General features: G+C 64.6%; 18 protein-coding genes. 8 read left to right on the plus strand and 10 right to left on the minus strand.

Annotated features, from left to right (window positions below; all coding sequences use genetic code 11):
* The first annotated feature begins 2 nt into the window (after positions 1-2).
* From nagA to Q0105_RS05355, 4 genes are all read left to right on the plus strand, one after another.
* Positions 3-1,136: an N-acetylglucosamine-6-phosphate deacetylase gene (nagA, locus tag Q0105_RS05340; RefSeq protein ID WP_298209504.1), complete on the plus strand. Its 1,134-nt coding sequence runs from the start codon at positions 3-5 to the stop codon at positions 1,134-1,136.
* Entirely contained in the window at positions 1,129-2,142 is a 1,014-nt protein-coding gene (locus tag Q0105_RS05345; RefSeq protein WP_298209506.1) for an SIS domain-containing protein, read from the plus strand. The genes nagA and Q0105_RS05345 overlap by 8 nt, the downstream gene beginning before the upstream one ends.
* 78 nt (positions 2,143-2,220) lie before the next feature.
* Positions 2,221-3,321 (plus strand): 3-deoxy-7-phosphoheptulonate synthase, encoded by a 1,101-nt coding sequence (locus Q0105_RS05350; protein ID WP_298209508.1) that lies wholly within the window; start codon positions 2,221-2,223, stop codon positions 3,319-3,321.
* A gap of 263 nt (positions 3,322-3,584) precedes the next feature.
* On the plus strand, positions 3,585-8,462 hold the full coding sequence (locus Q0105_RS05355; RefSeq protein ID WP_298209511.1) for an EAL domain-containing protein: 4,878 nt from the start codon (positions 3,585-3,587) through the stop codon (positions 8,460-8,462).
* 933 nt (positions 8,463-9,395) lie between these two features.
* Here the strand turns inward: Q0105_RS05355 and Q0105_RS05360 are convergent.
* Positions 9,396-9,956 carry a Spy/CpxP family protein refolding chaperone gene (locus tag Q0105_RS05360; protein WP_298209512.1) on the minus strand — a complete coding sequence of 187 codons (561 nt, stop codon included), beginning with the start codon at positions 9,954-9,956 and terminating at the stop codon, positions 9,396-9,398.
* Between the two features lie 343 nt (positions 9,957-10,299).
* Between Q0105_RS05360 and Q0105_RS05365 the strand changes: the two genes are divergently transcribed.
* Both Q0105_RS05365 and Q0105_RS05370 read left to right on the plus strand, forming a co-directional pair.
* Complete coding sequence (locus Q0105_RS05365) at positions 10,300-11,352, plus strand: recombination-associated protein RdgC (protein ID WP_298209514.1); 1,053 nt, start codon at positions 10,300-10,302, stop codon at positions 11,350-11,352.
* Positions 11,353-11,528: 176 nt separating this feature from the next.
* On the plus strand, positions 11,529-12,296 hold the full coding sequence (locus tag Q0105_RS05370; protein WP_298209516.1) for a hypothetical protein: 768 nt from the start codon (positions 11,529-11,531) through the stop codon (positions 12,294-12,296).
* 51 nt (positions 12,297-12,347) lie between these two features.
* On the opposite strand, the gene Q0105_RS05375 is transcribed toward Q0105_RS05370, so the two are convergent.
* From Q0105_RS05375 to Q0105_RS05405, 7 genes are all read right to left on the minus strand, one after another.
* Entirely contained in the window at positions 12,348-13,145 is a 798-nt protein-coding gene (locus Q0105_RS05375) for an enoyl-CoA hydratase-related protein (protein WP_298209518.1), read from the minus strand.
* A gap of 91 nt (positions 13,146-13,236) precedes the next feature.
* A complete protein-coding gene (locus Q0105_RS05380) occupies positions 13,237-15,036 on the minus strand; it encodes an AMP-dependent synthetase/ligase (RefSeq protein WP_298209520.1) in 1,800 nt (599 codons plus the stop codon).
* Entirely contained in the window at positions 15,033-15,851 is an 819-nt protein-coding gene (locus Q0105_RS05385; RefSeq protein WP_298209522.1) for an ABC transporter ATP-binding protein, read from the minus strand. Before Q0105_RS05385 ends, Q0105_RS05380 begins: the two co-directional genes overlap by 4 nt.
* 13 nt (positions 15,852-15,864) lie before the next feature.
* Positions 15,865-17,046, minus strand: a complete 1,182-nt coding sequence (locus Q0105_RS05390) for an ABC transporter substrate-binding protein (RefSeq protein WP_298209523.1) — start codon at positions 17,044-17,046, stop codon at positions 15,865-15,867.
* Positions 17,047-17,063: 17 nt separating this feature from the next.
* Positions 17,064-18,101: a branched-chain amino acid ABC transporter permease gene (locus Q0105_RS05395; RefSeq protein ID WP_298209525.1), complete on the minus strand. Its 1,038-nt coding sequence runs from the start codon at positions 18,099-18,101 to the stop codon at positions 17,064-17,066.
* The gene (locus tag Q0105_RS05400; protein ID WP_298209527.1) at positions 18,101-18,982 is read right to left on the minus strand and encodes a branched-chain amino acid ABC transporter permease; all 882 of its coding nucleotides are present in this window, start codon (positions 18,980-18,982) and stop codon (positions 18,101-18,103) included. The genes Q0105_RS05395 and Q0105_RS05400 overlap by 1 nt, the downstream gene beginning before the upstream one ends.
* Positions 18,979-19,842 (minus strand): ABC transporter ATP-binding protein, encoded by an 864-nt coding sequence (locus tag Q0105_RS05405; RefSeq protein ID WP_298209528.1) that lies wholly within the window; start codon positions 19,840-19,842, stop codon positions 18,979-18,981. Before Q0105_RS05405 ends, Q0105_RS05400 begins: the two co-directional genes overlap by 4 nt.
* A 156-nt stretch (positions 19,843-19,998) precedes the next feature.
* Between Q0105_RS05405 and Q0105_RS05410 the strand changes: the two genes are divergently transcribed.
* A complete protein-coding gene (locus Q0105_RS05410; protein WP_298209531.1) occupies positions 19,999-20,856 on the plus strand; it encodes a TetR/AcrR family transcriptional regulator in 858 nt (285 codons plus the stop codon).
* A gap of 66 nt (positions 20,857-20,922) precedes the next feature.
* On the opposite strand, the gene cueR is transcribed toward Q0105_RS05410, so the two are convergent.
* Positions 20,923-21,417: a Cu(I)-responsive transcriptional regulator gene (gene cueR, locus Q0105_RS05415; protein ID WP_298209533.1), complete on the minus strand. Its 495-nt coding sequence runs from the start codon at positions 21,415-21,417 to the stop codon at positions 20,923-20,925.
* Between the two features lie 2 nt (positions 21,418-21,419).
* Positions 21,420-21,623, minus strand: coding sequence for a cation transporter (locus Q0105_RS05420; protein ID WP_298209535.1), 204 nt, complete (start codon positions 21,621-21,623; stop codon positions 21,420-21,422).
* Between the two features lie 178 nt (positions 21,624-21,801).
* On the opposite strand from Q0105_RS05420, the gene Q0105_RS05425 reads away from it, so the two are divergent.
* Complete coding sequence (locus Q0105_RS05425; RefSeq protein ID WP_298209538.1) at positions 21,802-24,072, plus strand: heavy metal translocating P-type ATPase; 2,271 nt, start codon at positions 21,802-21,804, stop codon at positions 24,070-24,072.
* Positions 24,073-24,131: the final 59 nt, after the last annotated feature.

Below are 24,131 nucleotides of genomic sequence, written 5' to 3' on the forward strand. Positions count from 1 at the left end.
GCATGCCATCTGTTGGCCGCCCGTGGACGGGCGACATTCTCACCCCTGAAGGTTTCATCCGTGGCGTACTCAGCCACGAAGACGGGCGCATCACGCGCATCAGCGGCGACTCCATACCCCAGGCGCAGGCCGGACAAAGCGGCCTGCCCATCGTTTTGCCGGGTTTCATTGACCTGCATGTGCACGGCGGCGGCGGCGCCGATGTGATGGATGGCGGCGATGCTGCAACCCGCCTGTGCAGGGCGCATGCCCGCCACGGCACCACCAGCCTGCTGGCCACTACCATGACGGCCGAGCGCGACGAGCTGCGCACCGCCTTTGCCGCGATGGTGCCGCTTGCGCAGCAACGCCCCACAGGTGCCGCGCGCATCCTGGGCGTGCACCTGGAAGGCCCTTACCTCAACCGCGACCGGCTCGGCGCGCAGCCCGACTGCACCCGCACGCTGGACTTGGCCGAGGTGGATGCCCTGAGCGCGCAGGTGCCTATACGCGCCCTGACCCTCGCCCCCGAGGTGCCCGGCCACATGGACGTGATTCCAGAACTGATACAACGCGGCATCCGCGTGCAGATCGGGCACAGCGCAGGTTGCTACGAAGACGGCGTGCAGGCTTTGAAACAAGGCGCGCAGAGCTTTACGCACTTGTTCAATGCCATGAGCGGCCTGCACCACCGCAACCCCGGCATGGTGGGCGCGGCCCTGGCCCACGCGCAATATGCCGAGATCATTCCCGACCTCTTGCACGTGCATCCCGGTGCACTGCGCGCTGCGCTGCGTGCCATTCCCAACCTGTACTGCGTGAGCGACGCCACGGCTGCCACCGGCATGCCCGACGGCGAATACCCCCTGGGCCGCCAGCGCGTTTTCAAGTGCATGGGCGGCGTGCGCCTGGCCGACGGAACGCTGGCCGGCAGCGCCCTGACGCTGGACGTGGCGTTGCGCAATCTCTTGTCATTGGGCCTGGGGCTGGAGGACGCATCGCGGCGCCTTTCGGTCCATGCGGCCGACTACCTCGGGCTGGCCGATCGCGGACGCCTGCAAACCGGAGCCTGGGCCGATTTCGTGGTGCTGGGCTCCGATCTTCAACTCCAACAAGTATCGATAGAAGGTGAATTGATTGAACTCGCTCATGCATGAAGAGCTGCGGCAGGCCCCTGAAGTGATCGCCCGCCAGTTGCAAGCCGACACCGACACCTTGCAAGCACTGACACAGCACCTGCGCACGCAGTGCAGGGGGCCGCTGCTGACCCTGGCGCGCGGCAGCTCCGACCACGCGGCCCACTACATGGCTTACCTCATCATGTCCCGGCTGGGGCGTGTGGTGGCGTCCATGCCACCTTCGGTGATGACGCTGCACGGCAGCCAGGTGCATACCGAGGGGCTGGCGTCTTTTGCCTTTTCGCAGTCGGGACAAAGCCCCGACCTGGTACTGCCCACACGCGACCTGACCGAGCGTGGCGCCACCACGGTGGCGCTGGTGAATGCCCCCGAATCACCACTGAGCACGGCGGCACACTGGCACCTGGGCCTGCATGCGGGCCCCGAGCGCAGCGTGGCCGCCACCAAGAGCTACATCGCACAGTTGGTGGCCGGTGCACGCATTGCGGCCCACTGGCAAGGCGATGCCCCGCTCATCCAAGCCCTGCAAGCCTTGCCCGACGACCTGCTGCGTGCACAAGCCCAAAACTGGGATGCGGCCCTGGCGCCGCTGAAAAATGCACGCGGGCTGTATGTGATCGGACGAGGACTGGGGCTGCCCATTGCCATGGAAGCCGCCCTCAAGTTCAAGGAGACCTGCACCTTGCACGCCGAGGCCTTCTCGGGCGCCGAGCTGCGCCACGGTCCCATGGCCCTGGTGGATGCGGCGCACCCCGTACTGATATTTGCCCCGCGCGGCCCCGCCCAAAACGGCCTGCTGGCACTGGCCAGCGACCTGCGTGCCATGGGTGTACCCCTGCTGCTGGCTGCGCCCCAGGGCGCCGCAGACCGCATCGAACTGCCCCTGTCGCAAGCACAGCACCCGGACCTGGACCCCATCGTGGCGGTACAAAGCTTCTATGTCATGGTGGAGGCGCTGTCGCGCGCACGCGGGTTCGACCCGGACAAGCCCCGCCACCTCAAAAAAGTCACGCTGACACACTGAGATCCGGCACCCCACAAGCGCTGCCGGGCGGCCCGGACTTGGCAGCCCTCTTGCGGGCCGCGCGACAATCGGGCCACCATGACCCACGCACACCGCTCCGCCACCCCCATTTCCACCCACGACACCACGCGCATTGACGACACGCGCATCAAGGCCGTGCGACCACTCATCACGCCTGCGCTGCTGCAGGAATGGCTGCCCACACCCGACGCCACACAAACGCTGGTCGAGAGCAGCCGCGCCGCCATCTCGCGCGTGCTGCACGGCCAGGACGACCGGCTCATCGTGGTGGTGGGGCCCTGCTCCATCCACGACCACGGCCAGGCGATGGACTACGCCCGCCAACTCAAGGTGCAGGCCGACGCACTGACCGATGACCTGCTCATCGTAATGCGCGTGTACTTCGAAAAGCCCCGCACCACCGTGGGCTGGAAGGGCTACATCAACGACCCGCACCTCGATGGCAGCTTCGCCATCAACGAAGGCCTGGAGCTGGCGCGCCAGTTGCTGCTGGACGTGCTGGCCACGGGCCTGCCAGTGGGCACGGAGTTCCTGGACCTGCTCTCGCCGCAATTCATCAGCGACCTGGTGAGCTGGGGCGCAATCGGTGCGCGCACCACCGAGAGCCAGAGCCACCGCCAGTTGGCCAGCGGCCTCTCATGCCCCGTGGGTTTCAAGAACGGCACCGATGGCGGCGTGAAGGTGGCGAGCGACGCCATCCAGGCAGCCAGCGCAGCACATGCCTTCATGGGCATGACCAAGATGGGCCAGGCCGCGATCTTCGAGACGCGCGGCAACAACGACTGCCACGTGATCCTGCGCGGAGGCAAACAGCCCAACTACAGTGCAGCCGATGTGGATGCCACCTGTGCGGTGCTCAAGGCTGCGGGCCTGCGCGAGCAGGTGATGATCGACGTGAGCCACGCCAACAGCAGCAAGCAGCACCAGCGCCAGATCACGGTGGCGGGCGAGGTGGCACAGCAGATTGCGGCCGGCGACGCACGCATCACGGGCCTCATGATCGAGAGCCATTTGCAGGAAGGCCGCCAGGACATCCTGCCCGGCCAGCCGCTCAAGCACGGTGTGTCGGTGACCGATGCCTGCATCAGCCTGGCGCAGACCGTGCCGGTGCTCGAAAGCCTGGCTGCCGCCGTGCGCGCCCGCCGCTCGCGCGCCTGATGGCAACCGCCGTTTCACTTTTTTGGTGCAAGCCTGCGCACAGCCCGTACGCAAAAACGGGCTGTGCGGTGTAGGATTGCCCCTGAAAAAACCGGGGCTCCGGCCCCTCGGGTTCTTGCCTGAGGGACAACCGATCCGCATGGCCCCACCTACCGCCCGATTGCCTTGCTGACGCTGCTCCATGCCACCGCCAACGACCGCCCCGGATGGCCCCGGATGGGCCGGTGCGCGCCTCTTGCTTTTGGTATCGCAACCGCCTGACCATGGTTTCAGCGCAAGATCCCGCAGAGGCCGCGCGGCTTCAGGCACTGCAGTCTTACGCAATCCTCGACACACCGGCCGAGGATGACTTCGATCAACTGGCCCAACTGGCAGCCCAGGTGTGCCAGTGCCCCATGGCCGTGGTCAATTTTCTGGACCATGAACGCCAGTGGTTCAAGGCAGCAGTGGGTGTCCCTTTTCGCGAAACCGACCGCGCCATCGCGTTCTGTGCCTATGCCCTAAGCGGCAGTCGCGACCCCCTGGTGGTGCCCGATACCGCCCTGGACCCCACATTCGCCCACAACCCTCTGGTGCTCGAAGAGCCCCACATCCGGTTTTACGCCTGCGTTCCCCTGGTGACGGACGAAGGCTTCGCGCTGGGCACGATGGCCGTGCTCGATGCCGTGCCCCGCACCCTGTTGCCTGAGCAACTGGAAGGCCTGCGCATGCTGGCGAACCAGGCCATGGCCCAGCTGGAGCTGCGCCGCCAAAAGCAGGTGCTGGCCGGGCTGGTCCGCCAGCGTGACCAGATGCATGCCGAGCTGCTCGCGCAAGGCGAAACACTGCGGGTGGCCGGGCAGATCGCGCGGGTGGGCGGCTGGATCATCGAACTGCCCAGCCTGCAATTGAGCTGGTCTCAAGAGATCGCTGCCGCCTACGGCATTGCGCAGGGTGAGGGCACGGCGGCCCATATCCTGCAGTTGTACACCGCGCCCCACCGCGCGACCATGCAGAAGGCATTTGACGATTGCATGCAGTGGGGCACGCCTTTCGATGTCGAGGCCGAGGTGATCCTGCCCGGCAACCGGCATTTCTGGGTGCGCACGGCAGGGCAGGCGGTGCGCGATGCAAACGGCCACATCATCCGCGTGCAGGGTGCGGTGCAGGACATCACGGCGCAGCAACAGGCCCACCAGGCCCGGCGGTTCAGCGAAGAACGTTTTCACCTGGTGTCGCGCGCCACGGCCGATGCGGTATGGGACTGGAACCTCCACACCGACGCCATGTGGTGGAACGAAGGCCTGCAAAACCTTTTTGGCCTTTGGCTGGACCAACTGCCCCCCGACAGCACCTCCTGGACACTGCGCCTGCACCCTGATGAGAGCGACGCGGTGATCCGGGGCATTCACCGCGCCATCGATGGCACGGACCACCATTGGTCTGCGGAATACCGGTTTCGCCGCAGCGACGGCAGCTACGCCTGGGTGCAGGACCGGGGTTTCCTGATCCGCGACGACCAGGGCAAGGCCGTTCGCATGGTGGGTGGCATGACCGACATCAGCGCACAAAAGCTGGCCGATCTGGACGCCCAGCGCGATGCGCAGAACCACACCGAGCTGCTGCAGGTGCAGCAGCGCATCTCCTCGCTCGACATGCCCTTGCCCGAGGTGCTGCAGCTGGTGGCCGACACAGTGCAGCGGCAAACCCATGCGCGCGGCGCCATGGTGGAGCTGCTGCTGGGCCAGCAGTTGTTGGCCCAGGCTTCGGCAGGCGACCATGTGCGGCCCGTGGGCAACCTGCTGCCCGTGGACCAGAGCCTGCTGTGGCCCGCGCTCAGCGAAGGGCGCACCGTGGTGTGCAACGACACCGAGGCCGAAGGCTGGGACATGGCCTCGATGCCCCATCGCCACGGCGTGCGCTCGGTCATGGCCGTTCCGCTGCGCAGCGGCGATGCGATCGTGGGCTCGCTCAAGGTCACCTCCGACAAGGCCAACGCGTTCTCGCGCCGCGACGTGGCCCACCTGGAGATCCTCACCGAATCGCTGGGCTCCACGGTGCAACTGCGCCATATGGCCGGACAACTGCGCGCCTCCGAGCTGCAATACCGCATGCTGTTCGACGAGCACCCGCACCCGATGTGGGTGTATGACAAAGAAACGCTGCGCCTGCAGGCCGTGAACCGGTCGATGGAAACCCTCTACGGCTACACCGAGGCCGAACTGCTCACCATGTTGATCAGCGACCTGTGGCCGGTGGAGCTTCGCGAGGGGGCATACGCCAGCATCGATGCCATCATTGCGACGGGCCAGCCCAACAGGTCCATCCTGCGCCGCCACGTCAAGAAGGACGGCACGCAGATGGACATGGAAATCACGGCCGGCAGCATCAGCTTCAATGGCCGCCCCGCGCGCCAGGTGCTCGCCGCCGATGTGACCGCGCGCCTGCGCACCGAGCGCGAACTGGCGCGCATGGGCCGCGCCCAGCGCCTCTTGAGTGCCTGCAATGAAACACTGATTCGCGCCACCTCCGAGACGGCGCTGCTGCAGGCGATCTGCCAGATTGCCGTGGACATCGGTGGCTACCGCATGGGTTGGGTGGGGTTTGCGCTGGACGACGAGCGCCAATCCATAGAACCCGTGGCCCATGCGGGCTACAACCCCGGCTATCTGGAAAACCTGCGCCTGTCCTGGTCGGCCGACGACCGCTATGGCCGGGGCCCGGCGGGCACCGCAGTGCGCTCGGGCAAACCCGTGATCGTGCAGGACATCCGCACCGAAGGCAACTTTGCCGATTGGACCGAGCGCATGCTCGAGCACGGTTTCCACGGCGTGATCTGCCTGCCTCTGCAGCACCGTGACCGCACCTTTGGCCTGCTGTACCTGTACGCGCCCGACATCCTGCAGATCAGCCCCGAAGAAGCCGCGCTGCTGCAAGAGCTCTCCAATGACCTGGCCTTTGGCATCACCAGCCTGCGCGCGCACAAGGCGCAGCAGCGCATGCAAGCCTCAGTGCTCAAGGTGGCGGCCGCCGTATCGGCCAGCACGGGCACGGAATTCTTCGTGCAACTGGTGCACAACATGACCGACGCTCTGGGTGCCCAGGGCGGCTGCCTGTTGCGGCTGTTGCCGGGCGTGCAGGGACAGGCCCCCAGGGTGAGCTCGCTGGCGACGGTGCTGGACGGCCACCTGCTGCCGCCCGAGGAATACACCCTGCAGGGCACACCCAGCCTGACCCTGCTGACGCAGCGCGACTTCGTGGTGACCGACAGGGTGCAGCAGCTGTACCCCGAGGCGCCCTTGCTGCTCCAGGTGGGCGCGCAGGGTTATGCCGGGCAGCAGTTGTCCAACGCCGATGGCGAGGTGGTGGGCATCGTGTTCGTGGTGTTCCGCCAGGCCATTGCCGAGACGGATTTCATCACCTCCACGCTGCAGATCTTCGCCTCTCGGGCCTCAGCAGAAATCGAACGCCAACTGGCCGATGCGCGCATCCGGCACCAGGCCTCGCTGCTGGACAAGGCGCAAGATGCCATCCTGGTGCGCGACCTCAACCACCGCGTCATCTACTGGAACAAAAGCGCCGAGCGCCTGTATGGCTGGTCGCAGCTGCAGGCGCTGGGCCAGTCCATCGAAACCCTGCTCTACGACGACCCCACCCATTTCCGCCACGCCACAGAGGCCGTGCTGACGCATGACGAATGGACGGGCGAGATCGTTCAGCGCCACCAGAACGGCAGCAGCATCGAAGTCGAGGGCCGCTGGACGCTGGTGCGTGGCGACGATGGCCAGCCGCAGTCCGTGCTGGCCATCAACACCGACATCCGCCAGCGCAAGGCCAGCGAGCGCGAGATACAGCGCCTGGCCTTCTACGACGCGCTCACTGGCCTACCCAACCGCATGCTGCTCATGGACCGCGTGCACCAGGCACTGGCCTCGGCACAGCGGCGCCACCAGGGCGGGGCGCTGCTGTTCATCGACCTGGACAACTTCAAGACCCTGAACGACACCCTGGGCCACGACCAGGGTGACCTGTTGCTGCAGCAAGTGGCGCAGCGCCTGAACACCTGTGTGCGCAGCGTGGACACCGTGGCGCGCCTGGGTGGCGATGAGTTTGTGGTGATGCTCGAAGAGCTCAGCCCCAAACCCCACGAGCTGGCCATGCACGCCCGCAGCGTGGGTGAAAAAATCCTGACCATGCTGGCCGTTCCCTACGCGCTGGCGGGTTACCAGTACCGCAGCACGCCCAGCATCGGCATTGCCCCCTTCACGGGCGAGCAGAGCAGCGTGGGCGAGTTGCTCAAGCAGGCGGACCTGGCCATGTACCAGGCCAAGACAGCCGGGCGCAACACGCTGCGCTTTTTTGACCCCGACATGCAGGCCGTGGTCACGGCGCGTGCCGCGCTGGAGGCCGACCTGCGCTCCGCGCTCGCACAAGACGAGTTTTTGCTGCACTTTCAGCCGCAGGTGCGCCAGTCCGGCCACTGTGTGGGGGTGGAGGCCCTGCTGCGCTGGGCCCATCCACAGCGCGGCATGGTGTCACCCGCACAGTTCATCCCGCTGGCCGAAGAAACCGGGCTCATCCTGCCGCTGGGCCGCTGGGTGCTGCACAGCGCCTGCCAGTTGCTGGCCAGCTGGCAGTCAGACCCTGAACTCGCCCACCTGACCATGGCCGTCAACGTGAGTTCACGCCAATTCCGCCACTCCAGCTTTGTGGACGACGTGGCCCGCGTGCTGGCCATCACCGGTGCGCCATCCGGCCAGCTCAAGCTGGAGCTGACCGAAAGCGTGCTGGTGGAAGACATGGAAACCACCATCGCCACCATGGAGGCGCTGCGCTCGTACGGGGTGGGCTTCTCGCTGGACGACTTTGGCACCGGCTACTCCAGCCTGAGTTACCTCAAGCGCATGCCGCTCGACCAGCTCAAGATCGACCAGAGTTTTGTGCACGACCTGCTCACCGACCCCAACGACGCCGCAATCGTGGACACCATCATCGGCCTGTCACGCAGCCTGGGCCTGGAAGTCATTGCCGAAGGCGTAGAAACCCCCGAGCAACGCGAGCTGCTGGCCCGCGCAGGCTGCCAGCTCTACCAGGGCTACCTGTTCAGCCGACCCCTGTCCATGGACGTTCTGGACAGCTTCCTGCGGACTTTGCCCAAGTAAGGGGCTTTTTCTTGCCGTCCTGGAAAAAACCGCAGCCTGGCCTGCGGTTTTTTTTGGGCCCAAGCTTGCGCTTTGCCTTTGCAAAGCGTCTGGAGAGGCATGCACCGGCATGCGGATCCGAGCGCAGGAGTTGCCCTCTGTCTTTCTTCTTATGTCTTTTATAAATACATAGTCGTAGTAGTAGAGGGCGGCCTTTGGTGTGGACAAGTGGATTTTTCCAAACCCTGGCGCGCACTTGGCGGCAGATCAACCCTGTGCACCGACCCCTCGCGCCGCTGTCTCGGAAGCGGGGACAAAAGTCAGAAGGCGCCGCTGTCTGTGGATAACCCTTGGCTTGTGCCAAAACTATCCCCAGTTTTACGCACCGGGCCGTAGATTACTCTGGTTTCATAAGAAATTGGCCTCTAGCGCTTGATGTATAAGCGCAAGTAGCTATTCAATTGATAGCAAATTGAGAAATCCCACGGCACAGACGCCACGGCGCAACGGTCTGCTCTGTGCAAGAAACCATCAAAACAGTTGCCCCTTCGTCCGGCGCTGTTGCCCGGCCCGCACCCCCCACTTTTAGCGCCACCTCCACCCGCGTCTTTGTGCCCCGGAGTTGGGCTTCTGGTTATTCTTCTATGGTTCTATATATAAATAGCAGTAGTAGTAGAGCAAGCCCTTTTCTGTGGACAAGCTGCTTTTCTTCAATGCTGGCGCGGGTTTGCGTTGCTGCAAAGTGTGTGTGGCGGGCTGCACAAAACGCGGGGCTCACCGACAACAACTTTGCAGCGGCGCTCCATCGTGTGGATAACCGCCCGGTTGTGCCAGAACTGTTCCCAGACTTATCCACATTGCGCCGGTTTTTTGGGCCCCACACGGCAAAAAGCCCGGCGTCCGTGGGAGGACGCCGGGCTTGGCAGGTTGTTTGGGTTTGACTCGCCTGCTTATTTATTTGGCGGGGGCCTGGCCTGGGCGGTCACCTTCACTGCCACCACCACGCTTGTCGCCGTGGTGGTGATCGCCATGCCCGCGGTGGCGGCCCTCACCGCCCTTCTTGTCGCCCATGCGGTGGTGTGCCTTGGCGTCAAAGGTCTTTTGCTGCTCGGGGGTCAGCGCGGCGTAGAAGGTTTTGGTGGCGTCGCCCCGGCGGTCGGCCTCGGCGGCATGCTGGGCGCGCAGGGCCCGCATGCGGTCGATGCGCTCGGGGGTGGTGAGTTTGTCCATGCCTTGGCGGTCCAGGCGGGCGGGGCGCTCGCCGGGCTGCAGGGCGGTGGTGAACGTGGTCCAGGCAGGCTCCTGGGCGGCAGTCAGTTGGAGCTGGGTCTTGAGTTCTGCCAGATGCTTGGCGTGGCGCTGGGCACGGTCGCCATGGTGGCGCTCGTGTCGGCCCTCGGAAGCCTTGGCGGATGCGGCGGGCGGCGCGGCAGGGGGCTGCTGGGCCAGCACGGGCAGGGCAAAGGCGGCAAACAAAGCGGTGGCGGCAAAGCGGCGTTGGAAGGGGGATGCCATGGTGTGAGTCCTTTCACAGGGGTTATGGGCTCGCTGCAACGACCGTTTCAGCGATTGAGGGCCAGTGTCTGCCCCGCATGTATCGCCCCCGTGCGCATTGGATGAGGCTGTGTAAAGTTGTGACAAGAAGCTATAGGTGCCTGTAGGAGAATTTGTGCATAGAAATGGCACCTAGCGCTTTATTAGCAAGCGCTAATAGCTATCAAATTAGTAGTAAATGTCGCCCTGGGATTCACACAACCTGGCACCCCGCGGCGGGCTCCACGCAGTGACCGCCGACAATGGCGGGACTCCGAGTGAGTGAGTTCGTTTATTCACCAACGCCCCCAACAAAAGGTTTTCCGTGTTCAAGAACATGATCGTGTACCGCATTGCCCCGCAATGGCAGGTGGAGTTGACGCAGGTAGAAGAAGCCCTGGCCAAGGCGCCCTTCATGGAATGTGGCGCCACGCAAGAAAAATCGCTGGGCTGGGTGCCACCGCGTGGTGATGCCCATGGCCCGTTGGCCGAATCGGTGGGGGGGCAGTGGATCCTGCGCTTCATGGTCGAATCCAAAGTGCTGCCCGGCAGCGTGCTGGCGCGCAAGGTCAAGGAAAAGGCCGAACGCATCGAGCAGGAAACCGGCCGCAAGCCCGGCAAAAAGGAAAGCAAGGAGTTGAAAGACGAGGCCAAGCTCGACCTGCTGCCCATGGCCTTCACCAAACAGGGCTCGATGTGGGTGTGGATCGACATCGCCTCGCGCCTCTTGGTGCTGGACACCTCCAGCCAGGGCCGGGCGGACGAGGTGGTCACCCTGCTGGTCGAGGCGCTGCCTGGCCTGTCGGTGTCGCTGCTCAACACCCAGACCAGCCCCCAGGCCGCCATGGCCCACTGGCTCAAAGAGCAGGAGCCGCCCGTCGGCTTCACGGTGGACCGCGAGTGCGAGCTCAAAAGTGCCAATGAGGAAAAAGCCGTGGTGCGCTACGCCCGCCACCCGCTCGACATCGAAGAGGTGCAGGCCCACATTGACGCTGGCAAGCTGCCCACCAAACTCGCCCTCACCTGGGACGACCGTGTGAGCTTCATGCTCACCGAGGGGTTGCAGATCAAAAAAGTGTCCTTTCTCGACACCGTGTTTGAGGGCACCAAGGCCGACGACGGCGGTTTTGACACCGACGTAGCGATCGCCACGGGCGAGCTGGTCAAACTGATCCCGGATTTGATCGAAGCACTGGGGGGCGAGGCGGAAAGTGGTGTGGCCAGCGCTGCCGAGGCGGTGGCTGCCACGGCGCGGCCTTCAACGCCTTCTACACCCCCACCATCTTCCGCGCCCGCACGCAAGACGGCGGGCGGTGGCGTGGTCACCGGGCCCAAAGAGGTGCCGGTGGATACGGACCCGGAGTCGGCGCCGTTCTAAGCCCTTGCCCGTGAGGCGCCCCGAGCAGGGCTCATTCAGCCTGCGGGGCGGCTTCGGCGGTGTCGATTTGCGCCACCAGCGCATGCAGGGCATCCACATACCCGTCTGTGATGCCCAGCCAATGGGGGATGTGTGGCCAAAGGCATTGTTTAGTTCAACGATGCTGATCAGACGCTATGAACACCAATGTTCTTTGCTTGCATTTCGCATTGCGTCTGGAAACGCTGTTCCTTAGGTTTATATTCAGCCCCGTCCTTACAGTCCCAGCAAGACATTTCATGCAGTATCGCTATCTTGTTAACGTTTTTTTTGCTGGCCTTCTTGCCGTAATCCTCACGGGCTGCGCCTCCGTGCCTTCGGTATCGATCACTGACAAGGATCGACAGATGCTCACGCGAATTCGGGTTGAACCGAAGGTTCAGCTGCCGTCGTTTGACATCTATATTTACGGAAATCCCGTTGCAAGAACTATTGCTGCTACTGTTAGTGGCGGTATCGGAGCCGTTGCATCAAACGAAGCATCTAAGGCCGCAAAGACCAATATTGCAGAGTTCGCACAGGCGAACGGTTTCTCGTTAGCGGAGATTGTGAAGGCCGAGTTCATTCGGGCTGCTAGGTCTGGGGGCACTATAGGGTTCTCGGAGACAGAACCTATGCCCAACGGTTACTTGTCGCTGACGGTGAATATCTTTGGTTTCGGCCAGGCTCACGGGCTTGGTAGCACGATGTACCCGTTCTTGAGCCTCACCGCTACTCTTAAGCGTCTAGATGGCACAGTAGCTTGGCAAGATACTGTGTACGTGAGTGCACTCAACGGGGAGAACAAACCAGGATACGAATACGCTGAGTACATCAACGAACCAGAGAATATGCGAAAGGCACTTGACCGGGTCGCTGCCATCGTCAGTAGATTGCTAGTGGCAGATCTTTATCAGAAAAAGTAGGCAGTCTGATTTAGCGTTTAAGTGCAACATCCGCTGATGGCGGTTGAACAATCACCGCCCCAAAAAAGCCGCGTTCCCCCGCGCATGAAACGCCTCCACCCCCGCCCGAAAATCCTGCGTGCCCGCGCAGTGCACAAAGCCCTGGGCTTCGGCGGCGAGTTGTTCGGGCAGGGTGCGGTCCATTGATTCGCGCATCAGGCGTTTCATGGCGCCGTAGGCCACGGTGGGGCCGGCGGCCAGGCGCTGGGCCAGGGCGGTGGTGGTGGCCTGTAGCTCGGCGGCGGGCACCACGCGGTTGACCAGGCCCAGGCGCAGGGCGTCGTCGGCGGTGAAGGCCTCGCCCAGCAACGCGATCTCCAGCGCCTTGCGCACGCCCACCATGCGTGGCAGCGCCCACGATGCGCCCACGTCGCAACTGGTTCCCAGGTTGATGTAGGCCAGGTTGAAGCGCGTGCCTTCGGCGGCCAGCACGTAGTCGGCCAGCATCATGAGGCTCAGCCCCGCGCCAGCGGCCACGCCATGCACCTGGGCGATGACCGGGGCGTTCATCTGCGCGAGCAGGGGTAGCGCGGTGTTGAGCGGGGTGAGGATGTCGATGGCGCCCTGCACGGGCGCGGCTCGCAGGGTGGCCAGGTCGCCACCGGCCATGAAGCCCCGGCCGTTGCCACACAGCACCACGGCACGCACGCCGGGGTCGGTGGCCAGCGTCTGCACGGCGGCCAAAAAAGCCTGGGCCATGGGCACGTCGATGGCGTTGAGGGCGTCGGGGCGGTTGAAGCGCAGCGTGGCGATGGGGCCGTCGCGTTCCAGCAGCAGGGGGGCGGCAGGGTCAGCAGCAGGATTTTTCATGTCAAATTGGCTTCTAGCGCTTGATGAATAAGCGCAAGCAGCTCCTGTTTTGATAGTAATTTGGCCACTGAAAAAAGAGTGGCTGTGCGTGCTACTGGTACAGCGCCTCGATCTCCGCTGCATAGGTTTTGTAGATGCTGGCGCGGCGCACCTTCATGGTGGCGGTCACTTCGCCGTCGTCGTGGTCCAGCTCTTTGGTCAGCAGGTGGAATCGGCGGATTTGCGAGACCTGCGCGAGGCGCTGGTTGCCTTGGTTGATCTCGGTGTCGATCAGGCCGCGCACCTCGGGGTGCTCAACCAGCGAGCGGAAATGCGTGAACGGAATGCGCCGTGCCTCGGCCCATTTGCCTACGGTCTCGTAGTCGATCATCACCAGCGCGCCGACAAACTTGCGCGCCTCGGCCACGATGATGCATTCCTTGATGAAGGGGCTGCCCTTCATCGTGTTCTCGATCTCGGAGGGCGTGAGGTTTTTGCCACCGGCTGTGATCATGATGTCTTTCAGGCGGTCCACGATCTTGATCTGGCCTTGTTCCTCGCGCACCACGTCGCCGGTGTGCAGCCAACCGCCCTGGATACTGCTGGCTGTGGCCTCGGGGTTCTTGTAGTAGCCCGCAAACACCATGTCGCCCTTCAACTGCAGCTCGCCGTTGTCGGCAATGCGGTGGGTGACGCCTTGCGTGGGCAGGCCCACGGTGCCCGCCACCACATGGTCGAGCCGGTGGCCGGTGACCATGCCGGTGGATTCGGTGAGGCCGTACACCTCGATGAGTGGCACGCCCAGCACGCGAAAGAAGCGCACCACGTCGGGCGGTATGGGCGCGGCGCCCGTGAGCGCCACGTGGGCGTTGCGCAGGCCGATGAAGTTTTGCAGCGCGCGGAACACGGTCCAGTAGCTTACCGTGAATGCGATCTTGTCTTTCAGGCTCCAGGCACTGCGCGGCTTGTCTGCCAGGGGCTTGCAGGCGTCATAGGCCTTGTGGAACAGGCGGCGGCGCAGGCCCCCCGTCTCCTGCAGCTTGATGCTGATGGCGGCGTGCAGCTTCTCCCAGATGCGCGGCACGCCGAGAAACATGGTGGGCGCGACCTCGCGCAGGTCTTCCTGCACGGTGCGGATGGATTCGCCAAAGTTCACCTGCGAGCCGGTGTACACGGGCACAAAGCTGGTCAGCATCTGCTCGGCCACATGGCACAGCGGCAGGTACGACAGGTGGGTGGTGTCTGCATTCAGCTCCAGCCGGTCCACGATGCCGGGCACCACGCCCCGGATGTTGCGGTACGAAATCATCGCGCCCTTCGGCGCACCGGTGGAGCCCGAGGTGTAGATCATCAGCCCCACGTCGTCGAGCGTCTGGCGTGCCAGCGCATCGTCAATGATTGCCTGCTGGCCCGATGCCGCGCCGAGTTGTTCCACCTCGTCAAAGGTGGTGATGAATTTCCGCACCTCGGGCGCAAAGCTGCGCAGGCCCTTGGTCTCCATGACCACGATCTTTTTCAGGTGCGGCAGATCGAGCAGCGCGGCCAGCAGCTTGTCGGTCTGCTCCTGGTCTTCGCAGACCATGATTTCGATGTCGGCATGGCCCACCACATAGGCCACTTCGTTGGTGGGGCTGGTGGGGTACACGCCCACCGTCACTGCGCCCACCAGGCCCGCGCCCATTTGTGTCAGCACCCATTCGATACGGTTCTCGGAGATCACGCCCACGTGCCCGCCCGCAGGCAGGCCCAGCGCCTTGAGGCCCAGGCCGAAGTGGCTGGCGCGCCGGTGGTACTGCGCCCAGGTGAAGGGCTTCCAGATGCCGAAGTCCTTTTGCCGGATGGCGATGCGCCGGGCATCGGTGCGTGCGCGTTCGCGCAGCATCTGGGGCAGGGTGAGGTCGGGAAGAGTCATGACAACCAGCGCTTTCTGCGCTTGTAATGTTTGATGTCTTTGAAGCTTTTCGCCTCGCCACCACCACCCATGCCGAGGTAGAACTCGCGCACATCGGGGTCATTCGCCAGGCGCTCGGCCGTGCCGTCGATCACGATCTTGCCGTTCTCCATGATGTAGCCTTGGTGTGCCACGGCCAGTGCCACGGTGGCGTTCTGCTCCACCAGCAGCATGCTGGTGCCACGCTCGGCGTTGATGCGCGCGATGATGGTGAAGATGTCTTCCACCAACTTCGGGGAAAGGCCCAGTGAGGGCTCGTCAAGCAAGATGAGCTGAGGTTGTGCGATGAGCGCGCGGCCAATCGCCAGCATCTGCTGCTCGCCGCCCGACAGATACCCCGCCAGGCCCTTGCGCCGCTCGTGCAGGCGTGGGAAGTAGCTGTAGACCAAGTCAAAGTCTGGCACCGCACCGCTGCGGCCCGTGAGTGCGTAGGTGGCGGCCACCAGGTTTTCTTCGACCGTGAGGTCTTCAAACACGCGGCGGCCCTCCATCACGTGGCTGAGGCCGTTGCGCACCAGTTGCTGCGGCGCCAGCGTTGCCGTGGGCTGGCCGTTAAAGAGGATGCTGCCGCTTTCCACCGTGCCGTCCTCCAGCGCCAGCAGGCCCGACACCGCCTTGAGCGTGGTGCTTTTGCCCGCCCCGTTGCTGCCCAAAAGCGCCACGATCTGCCCACGCGGCACGGCCAGCGACAGGCCGCGCAGGGCCTGCACCACCTTGTTGTAGATGACCTCGATGTTGTTGACTTCGAGGACGTTGGCGGGGGCTTGCTGGGTCATGGCAGAGGCAGGGTCAGAGTTTGATCCAGTCAGACGCGGCCACCATTTTTTGCGCCTTCATGTCGGCGCGGTACACGCGCCCCACGGGGATGGAGTTGCCGCTGATGGTGATCGGCACGCCGATCAGGCCACCGGTATCGAAGTCCTTCAGGCTGTTGAGCGCGGCCTTGAGGTTTTTGCCGTCCAGCGGCTTGCCCGCATCCAGGCAACGCTTGGCCGATTCGATGAACAGCATGGCGGCCAGGAAGCCCTGGATGTAGGCCGTGCTCTGGTACTCGGGGCGCATGGCGCGGATCTTCTCCAGCATCGGCGCCTTCTCGGTGTCGTAGTAGTAGCGGTAGGGCATCACACCCATGAAGCCGTCGGCGGCCTCGCCCATCTTCATCACGGTGGAGCTGTCCATGGTCCAGAAGGTGCCCATCCACTTGCTGGTCATGCCCTGCTGTTTGCCCTGGGTGATGAACTCGGGGATGGGTGCGAGGATGTAGCCGTGGAAGATGGTGTAGTCGGGCGCGGCGCGGCGCAGCTTGATGACCTCGGTGGATACGTCCACGCTGCCTGCGGGCGTCATGATCTTGACGGGCACCGACAGGCCCAGCTTCTTGGCCTCGGCCTCGCTTTTTTCGATGGGGTCGCGTCCGAACTCGGAGTCGGAATACACAAAGGCCACCTTGGCACCGGGCTTCTCCTTGGCGATGTGCTTGAGCAGGATGCCGAACATCTCGGTGTAGTCGGGGCCCACGAGGAACTGGTTGGGGTACTTCTTGGGGTCGTTGAGCTCGCTGGCGAACGAGGCCCCGGCCATCAGCGTGGTGCCCGCGCGCTCCAGCTCGGGGTTGATTGTTTTGGAGAAACCCGTGGAGTCGCCGTAGTAGAGGTTGACCTTGTTCTGGCTGGTGATCTTCTTGTACGCAGCCACCGAGACATCGACCTTGTAGCCCGTGTCCTCGGGCACGTACTTGATCTTGCGGCCCTTGATGCCGCCCGCGTCGTTGATCATCTTCACATAGTCGCCGATGCCCGCGTTGATGCCCACGCCCGCAAAGGCGAACACGCCGGTGAGCGGGATGGAGCCGCCGATGACGATGTCTTCGCCCGACTGCGCGAGCACCGACAGCGGACTGGTGAGTGCGGCGGCGCCTGCGGCACCGAGCAGCAGGTGGCGGCGCTGGAAGGAAGTGCGTTGTGTGTCCACGGTTGTCTCCTATGGGTTTAGTTTCTGAAAGGCCAGAGATGGAAGAAACGGCGGATGCGCCGCCACACTTCGGCCAGGCCATGGGGCTCGAAGACGAGAAAACCGATGATGAGCAGGCCAAAAATGACGGTGCGCACAGGCGAGAGGAACACGGTGAGTTCAGCACCCCCCGGCAGCAGTCCCACCACGAGCTTGAGCAGCTCGGGCACCATGGTCATGAACACGGCGCCCAGGATGCCGCCCAGGATGGAGCCCATGCCGCCGACGATGATGGCCGCAAGGAAGAAGATGGACATGAGCAGCGGAAAACTCTCGGGCGTGACCACGCGAAAGAAATACGCCCACAGCCCGCCCGCCACACCAGCGTAAAACGACGACAGGCCAAACGACAACAGCTTGTAGCGCAGCAGCGGAATGCCCAGCACCTCGGCCGAGATGTCGCGGTCGCGGATGGCGATGAAGGCGCGGCCTATGCGGGTGCGAAACAAATTGGCCGCGCCCAGCAGCATCAGCACGGTGACAGGCACGATGAGCCAGTACAGGCGGAACGAGGTTTCCAGCGGCATGCCGAACAGCTTGGCGGGCGGCACGCTCAGGCCGCCCGTGCCGCCGGTAAAGCCCCAGTTGGCAAAGATGAAGTGCGCGATGAACGATGCGGCAATGGTGGCGATCGCCAGGTACAGCCCCTTGACGCGCAGCGATGGAATGCCCACAACGATGCCGCCCAGCATGGCGACGAAGCCCCCGGCCAGCAGGTTCAGGATGAACGGCGTGCCCACGCGTGTTTCCAGCACCGCCACGGTGTAGGCGCCCAGGCCCATGAAGGCGGCCTGCCCCAGGCTCACCAGGCCCGTGTAGCCCGTGAGGATGTTGAGCCCCGTGGCGCTGGCCACGTTGATGCTGACCAGGCAGGCCAGGTACAGCCAGTAGTCGCTGGCCATGAAAGGGAACAGCACGAGCAGCGCGGCGCCCACGGCCAGCCAGACCTTCTGTGTGCGCGAGTCGAACAGCGCCGCGTCGGCGATGTAGGTTTCCTTGAGGGTTCCGATGCGCATCAGAGTCTCTCTATCTCGTGGGTGCCGAACAGGCCATAGGGCCGCACCAGCAGCACCGCAACCAGCACAATGAAGGTGGCCAGCAGCTTGTATTCGCCGCCCAGGTAGGCCCCGGCCAGTGCTTCGATCAAACCGATGAGCACGCCGCCGATGAGCGCGCCCAGCACGCTGTCGAGCCCGCCCACGATGACGACCACCAGCACCGACAGGCCGAACACGCCCATGCTGGACGAGATGCCGCCAATGGAGCCGACGATGATCCCGGAGACGGCGGCGATCATGGCCGAGACCACCCAGGCCAGCGAGAACACACGCGGCACGTTGATGCCCACCGAGTACGCCGCAGCCTGGTCGCTGGCCGTGGCGCGCAGGGCCACGCCGCCGCGCCAGAAGCGGAACACCACCAGCACCGCTGCGATGAACACGATGGCAATCACCGCGCCCCAAAACACCTTGGGCGCGAGGAAAGCGTCGCCCACCATGATGGGCTGGCTGGGCATGAAGTCGGGCAGGCGGCGCTGGTCGGCTGTCCAGATCATCTCGACCAGGCCCACCAACACGGATGCCAGGCCCACGGTGACCATGAAGACCGAGATGGGTGGCTCGCCCAGCAGCGGGCGGATCATGGTGCGCTCGATCACCGCGCCCAGCAGGCCGGTGCCGAGCACGGCGGCGGGGATGGCCAGCCACAGTGGAAGTGCAAACGTGGCGGCGAAGGTGAAGAACAGGTAGGCGCCCACCATCAGCATTTCGCCAATGGCGATGTTCACCACGCGCGTGGCCTTGTAGACCATCACGAACGCGAGGGCCGCCAGCGCGTAGAGCCCGCCGCCCGCGATGCCGGTGAGGCTGATTTCAAACAGGTAGGCCCAATCCATCATGCGGCTCCCTGTGGGGTTGTTGGGTGGCTGCTGGCCCGCAGCTTGGCGCGCAGGTCGCCCACATCGCCAGCACCCAGGTAGGCGCGGATGACCTCGGGGTTGGCCTGCACGGTGGCGGGTGTGCCCTGGGCGATGACCTGGCCGAAGTTGAGCACCATCACGTGGTCCGACAGGTCCATCACCATGCCCATGTCGTGTTCGACCATGAGCACCGTCACGCCCCATTCCTCGCGCACATCAAGGATGAAGCGCGCCATGTCTTCCGTCTCTTCGCGGTTCATGCCGGCCACGGGTTCGTCCAGCATCAGGATCTGTGGCTGCATGGCCAGGGCGCGGGCCATCTCCACGCGCTTTTGCAGGCCGTAGGGCAGGGCCGAGACGGGCGCGTGGCGGATGTGGTCGATTTCGAGGAAGTCGATGATGCGCTCCTCGATGTCGCGGCGCAGTTCGGCCTCTTCGCGGCGCGCGCGGCCCAGGTAGAACAGTGCGTCGAGCACATTGGTTTTCAGGTGCGCATGGCGGCCGAGCTTGATGTTGTCGAGCACCGTCATCCCGCGAAACAGCGCGATGTTCTGAAAGCTGCGCCCCAGGCCCAGCTTGGCGCGCTGCGGCGCGGGGATGCGCGTGATGTCTTGCCCCTGAAAGCGGATGGAGCCCTGGCTGGGCCGGTAAAAGCCCGAGATGGTGTTGAACAGCGAGGTTTTGCCCGCGCCGTTGGGCCCGATGACGGCGGTGATGGAGCCGGGCATCACGTCAAACCCAACGCCGGTGAGCGCCTTGACGCCACCGAACGCCAGGGTGACGCCCTGCACTTCAAGCAGGGGCGTGGCAGCAGAGGGGCCGGAAGGGGTTGTCTCCATTGGCTTTCTAATACGGGTTGTTCGCAGCTTCTGAACAGAAATTTCTCGCAGACCCTGTAGAAATTTCCTACTTGTGCGTAAACTATTTACTCGTGAGTAGATTTTGGAAGCCGCCACCCCATTCAGCATCCGTACTTTCCCGAGGAATCGCCCCCCATGCCCCAGGCCAAAGCGGCATCGCCCCGACGCAGCAGCAAAAGCAGCACGAACAGCAGCAGCACCCAGCGCGCGGCCTCCAAGCCTTCGTCCACAGCCCTGTTGGCTCCTGCCCAGGCCGCCGGCCCCGAAGAAGCACTGACCGCTGCGGCTTCGCCCTGGGTCCCCGTGTCGCACCGCGAGCGCCAGCGCGAGGCCAAGCGCAACGCCGTGCTGGCGGCGGCGGCGCAGTTGTTCAACGAACGCGGCTTTCACGCCACCTCGCTCGACGACATTGCCGCGCGCCTGAACGTGACCAAGCCCACGCTGTATTACTACGTGAAGAACAAGGACGAGATCCTGTTGCAGTGCGTGAGCAAGGGCCTTGAAATGATGCTCGACGGCATCGATGCCTCGCGCGCGGCGGGTGGCAAGGCCATCGACCAGCTCATGACCTGCATGCAAGTCTATGCGCGCATCGTTACGCAGGACTTCGGCATGTGCCTGATCCGCGTAGGCGACGAGCAGTTGCCGCCCGACAGCCGCAAGGAGCTGCGCCGCCTCAAGTCCGCCATCGACCAGGCGTTCCGCCGCCTGGTGGCCGAGGGCGTGGCGGAAGGATCGCTGCAACCTTGCGACCCGAAGATGACGGCGTTTGTGATTGCAGGCGCCCTGAGCTGGATCGGCCGTTGGTACCAACCGGGTGGTGAGTACACGCCCGAGCAGGTGGCGCAGCAGTGCATCGGCACGCTGTGTGATGGGGTGCTGCGGCGCACAGAAAAAAAGGCCGCTACATCGGATGCCGTTTCGGTTCCAAGCCCCCGGCGCAGGGCTGCGGGCGGAAAAACCAAAACCCCGGCGCGCTCCAGCGGGGTTTGACGGGCTCTGCCAGGTCAAAAATTAAGAGAAATTGGCTGCTAGCGCTTGATGAATAAGCGCTAGCAGCTATTTATTTGATAGCGTTTTGCGAAAAATCTCGTGGCTGCTGTGTTCCGCCTGCCCGGCGGCCAGGTCATCCAGGATGGGGCACTCCGGCCGGTCATTGCCCTTGCAGCAGGACACTAACGTTTGCAGCGTGCGCTGCATGGCTTGCATCTGGGCGATGCGTTCACTCAGGTCGTCGATGTGGGTTTGGGCGATGCGCTTGACCTGGCTGCTGGCGCGGCTGCGGTCGTGCCACAGGCCCAGCAGTTCGGCGATTTCTTCCATCGAAAAGCCGAGGTCGCGGCTGCGGCGGATGAACTGCAGGGCGTGCACGTCGGCCTCGGTGTACTGGCGGTAGCCGCTGTCGGTGCGGGCCACGCCGCTGATGAGGCCCAGCGATTCGTAGTGCCGCACCATGCGCGCCGAGATGCCTGCGCGCTGGGCGGCGACGCCGATGGGCACGGGCCAGACGGTGGTGGCGTGTGGCGAAACGGCCTGGTGGCGAGCTGTGGCCATGTTCAGGCGGCCACGGTGTAGCCTTCTTCGGCAATGGCGGCTGCCAGGGCCTCGCGCGGCGCGGTGCTGTCCACATCGACCTTGCCGCTTGCGCGGTCGATGCGCACCTGGGCGTTGGGGTCCACCTGGTGCACGGCCTGGGTCACGGTGCGCTCGCAGTGGCCGCAGGTCATGCCTTGGACTTGGAGGGTGGTGGTGGTTTGCATGAAAGACTCCTTGGAAGAAGAGGGTGGTGGAATGGCGTCGTCCTGTGACTTGACCTGTGCCTATGGTGAAGCTTGACATCGTGGCAGAGTCAAGCGGCGCCCAAGACACTCATGATGTGAGGGTTGATCCGTATCAATGCTTGACCTTGCCATCGCGTCAAGGATCACCATCCTGGTCATGAACACATCCACCACCATCACCACCCCTTCCGAGTCAGTCCACTCGCTGGACCTGGGTATCTCAGGCATGACCTGCGCAAGCTGCGTGGGCCGTGTGGAGCGTGCGCTGCGCAAGGTGCCGGGCGTGCAGGAGGCCTCAGTCAACCTGGCGACGGAGTCTGCGCGCATTGCCTTTGCCAGCGGTGCCGATGCAGCGGGCATGGAGGCGCTGGTGCGCCGCGCGGTGCGCAACGCGGGCTACGAGCCGCGCGCGGCGGGGCAGGAGGACACACCTGAGAACCTGTCGCCTTGGGCGGGTTTTCTGCCCGTGGGCATCGGGCTGCTGCTGTCGGCGCCGCTGGTGCTGCCGATGATCGGCGACCTGTTTGGCCAGCATTGGATGCTGCCCGCCTGGGTGCAGTTTGTGTTGGCCACGCCGGTGCAGTTCATCCTGGGGGCGCGTTTTTACAAGGCGGGCTGGCATGCGGCCAAGGCGCTGTCGGGCAACATGGACTTGCTGGTGGCGCTGGGCACCAGTGCGGGTTGGGGCCTGTCGATGTGGCTGTGGCTCACGGCGCCCGGGGGGCACGCGCCGCACCTGTACTTTGAAGCCTCGGCCGTGGTGATCACGCTGGTGCTGCTGGGCAAGTGGCTGGAGGCGCGTGCCAAGCGCCAAACCACCGCAGCCATCCGTGCGCTGCACGCTCTGCGGCCCGACATGGTGCACCTGCTCTCCAAAGAGGGCGAGGTGGACGTGCCCGTGGCCGAGGTGATGGTGGGCGACCAACTGGTGGTGCGGCCGGGTGAGCGCATCCCGGTGGATGGCACGGTGCACGAAGGCCATACGCAGGTGGATGAATCCATGCTCACCGGCGAGCCCCTGCCCGTGGCGCGCGATGTGGGGGCCAGCCTCACGGGCGGCTCGATCAACGGCGACGGCCGCATCGTGATGGCGGTGACGGCCGTGGGGGCCGAGACGGTGTTGGCCAAAATCATCCGGTTGGTGGAGGACGCCCAGGCCGCCAAGGCGCCCATCCAGCGCCTGGTGGACCAGGTGTCTGCCATCTTCGTGCCGGTGGTGCTGGTGGTGGCCCTGGCCACGCTGCTGGGCTGGCTGTGGGCGGGCGTGGGCATGGAGGCTGCGCTGATCCATGCCGTGGCCGTGATGGTGATTGCCTGCCCCTGTGCGCTGGGCCTGGCCACGCCAGCGGCCATCATGGCGGGCACGGGCGTAGCGGCGAAACACGGCATTTTGATCAAGGATGCGCAGGCGCTGGAGCTGGCGCACAAGGTGGACGTGGTGGCCTTCGACAAGACCGGCACGCTGACCGTGGGCCAGCCCCGGCTGACGGCGTTCGAGGTGGTGCCGGGGCTGGACGGTGCCGCAGTGATGGCGGCGGTGGCCGCCGTGCAAAGCGGCAGCGAACACCCGCTGGCGCGCGCCGTGGGGGCTGCGGCCCAAGACCGCGCGCTGGTGGTGCCACAGCCCGACGCCGTGCGCGCCGTGCCGGGGCGTGGCACCGAGGGTGAGGTGGACGGCCAGAGCATCCTGGTGGGCAGCTTGCGCTGGATGCAGGAGCTGGGTGTCCAGCTCGGCCCGTTGGCAGACCGTGCAGAGGCTTTGCAACGCGAAGGCGCCACGGTGTCCGCTGTGGCGCAACGCACCACACAAGGGTGGGAACTGCGCGCGCTGATGGCCTTTGGCGATGAGCCCAAGCCCGGTGCGCGCGAGGCGCTGGCGGCGCTGAAGGCGCGGGGCATCCGCACCGTGATGGTTTCGGGCGATAACCGGGGTGCTGCCGAGGCCATGGCCCGGCGCCTGGGGCTCAACCCGGACGCTGGCGAAGTCATGGCCGAGGTGCTGCCAGGCGACAAGGCGGCCAAGGTGGCTGCCTTGCAACAGGGGGATGGCGGGCAGCGACCCAGCGCAGCGGCGGAGCGTGGGGGTCACATCGTCGCAATGGTGGGCGACGGCGTGAACGATGCCCCGGCACTGGCGGCTGCCGACGTAGGCATGGCCATGGGCAATGGCACCGACGTGGCCATGCACGCGGCGGGCGTCACGCTGATGCGCGGCGACCCCATGCTGGTGGCGGCGGCGCTCGATATTTCGCACCGCACGGTGATGAAGATCCGCCAGAACCTGTTCTGGGCCTTTGCCTACAACGTGGCGGGCATTCCGCTGGCGGCGCTGGGCTTTCTGAGCCCGGTGGTGGCCGGCGCGGCCATGGCGCTCAGCTCGGTCAGCGTGATGGCGAATGCGCTGTTGCTCAAGCGCTGGCGGATGTGAGAAACACGTACGTCCGCGTTGCGTATGTCTGGCAAACTGCAACACTTGTTTGCAATTCA

Origin of the sequence: Acidovorax sp., from assembly GCF_027492855.1 — a bacterium.
Taxonomy (GTDB): Bacteria; Pseudomonadota; Gammaproteobacteria; order Burkholderiales; family Burkholderiaceae_C; genus Acidovorax.

Coding starts and splice junctions, on each gene's coding strand:
- nagA (WP_298209504.1), top strand. CDS start 3: ATGCCATCTGTTGGCCGCCCGTGGACGGGCGACATTCTCACCCCTGAA.
- Q0105_RS05345 (WP_298209506.1), top strand. CDS start 1,129: ATGCATGAAGAGCTGCGGCAGGCCCCTGAAGTGATCGCCCGCCAGTTG.
- Q0105_RS05350 (WP_298209508.1), top strand. CDS start 2,221: ATGACCCACGCACACCGCTCCGCCACCCCCATTTCCACCCACGACACC.
- Q0105_RS05355 (WP_298209511.1), top strand. CDS start 3,585: ATGGTTTCAGCGCAAGATCCCGCAGAGGCCGCGCGGCTTCAGGCACTG.
- Q0105_RS05360 (WP_298209512.1), bottom strand. CDS start 9,956: ATGGCATCCCCCTTCCAACGCCGCTTTGCCGCCACCGCTTTGTTTGCC.
- Q0105_RS05370 (WP_298209516.1), top strand. CDS start 11,529: ATGAACACCAATGTTCTTTGCTTGCATTTCGCATTGCGTCTGGAAACG.
- Q0105_RS05375 (WP_298209518.1), bottom strand. CDS start 13,145: ATGAAAAATCCTGCTGCTGACCCTGCCGCCCCCCTGCTGCTGGAACGC.
- Q0105_RS05380 (WP_298209520.1), bottom strand. CDS start 15,036: ATGACTCTTCCCGACCTCACCCTGCCCCAGATGCTGCGCGAACGCGCA.
- Q0105_RS05385 (WP_298209522.1), bottom strand. CDS start 15,851: ATGACCCAGCAAGCCCCCGCCAACGTCCTCGAAGTCAACAACATCGAG.
- Q0105_RS05395 (WP_298209525.1), bottom strand. CDS start 18,101: ATGCGCATCGGAACCCTCAAGGAAACCTACATCGCCGACGCGGCGCTG.
- Q0105_RS05400 (WP_298209527.1), bottom strand. CDS start 18,982: ATGATGGATTGGGCCTACCTGTTTGAAATCAGCCTCACCGGCATCGCG.
- Q0105_RS05405 (WP_298209528.1), bottom strand. CDS start 19,842: ATGGAGACAACCCCTTCCGGCCCCTCTGCTGCCACGCCCCTGCTTGAA.
- Q0105_RS05410 (WP_298209531.1), top strand. CDS start 19,999: ATGCCCCAGGCCAAAGCGGCATCGCCCCGACGCAGCAGCAAAAGCAGC.
- cueR (WP_298209533.1), bottom strand. CDS start 21,417: ATGGCCACAGCTCGCCACCAGGCCGTTTCGCCACACGCCACCACCGTC.
- Q0105_RS05420 (WP_298209535.1), bottom strand. CDS start 21,623: ATGCAAACCACCACCACCCTCCAAGTCCAAGGCATGACCTGCGGCCAC.
- Q0105_RS05425 (WP_298209538.1), top strand. CDS start 21,802: ATGAACACATCCACCACCATCACCACCCCTTCCGAGTCAGTCCACTCG.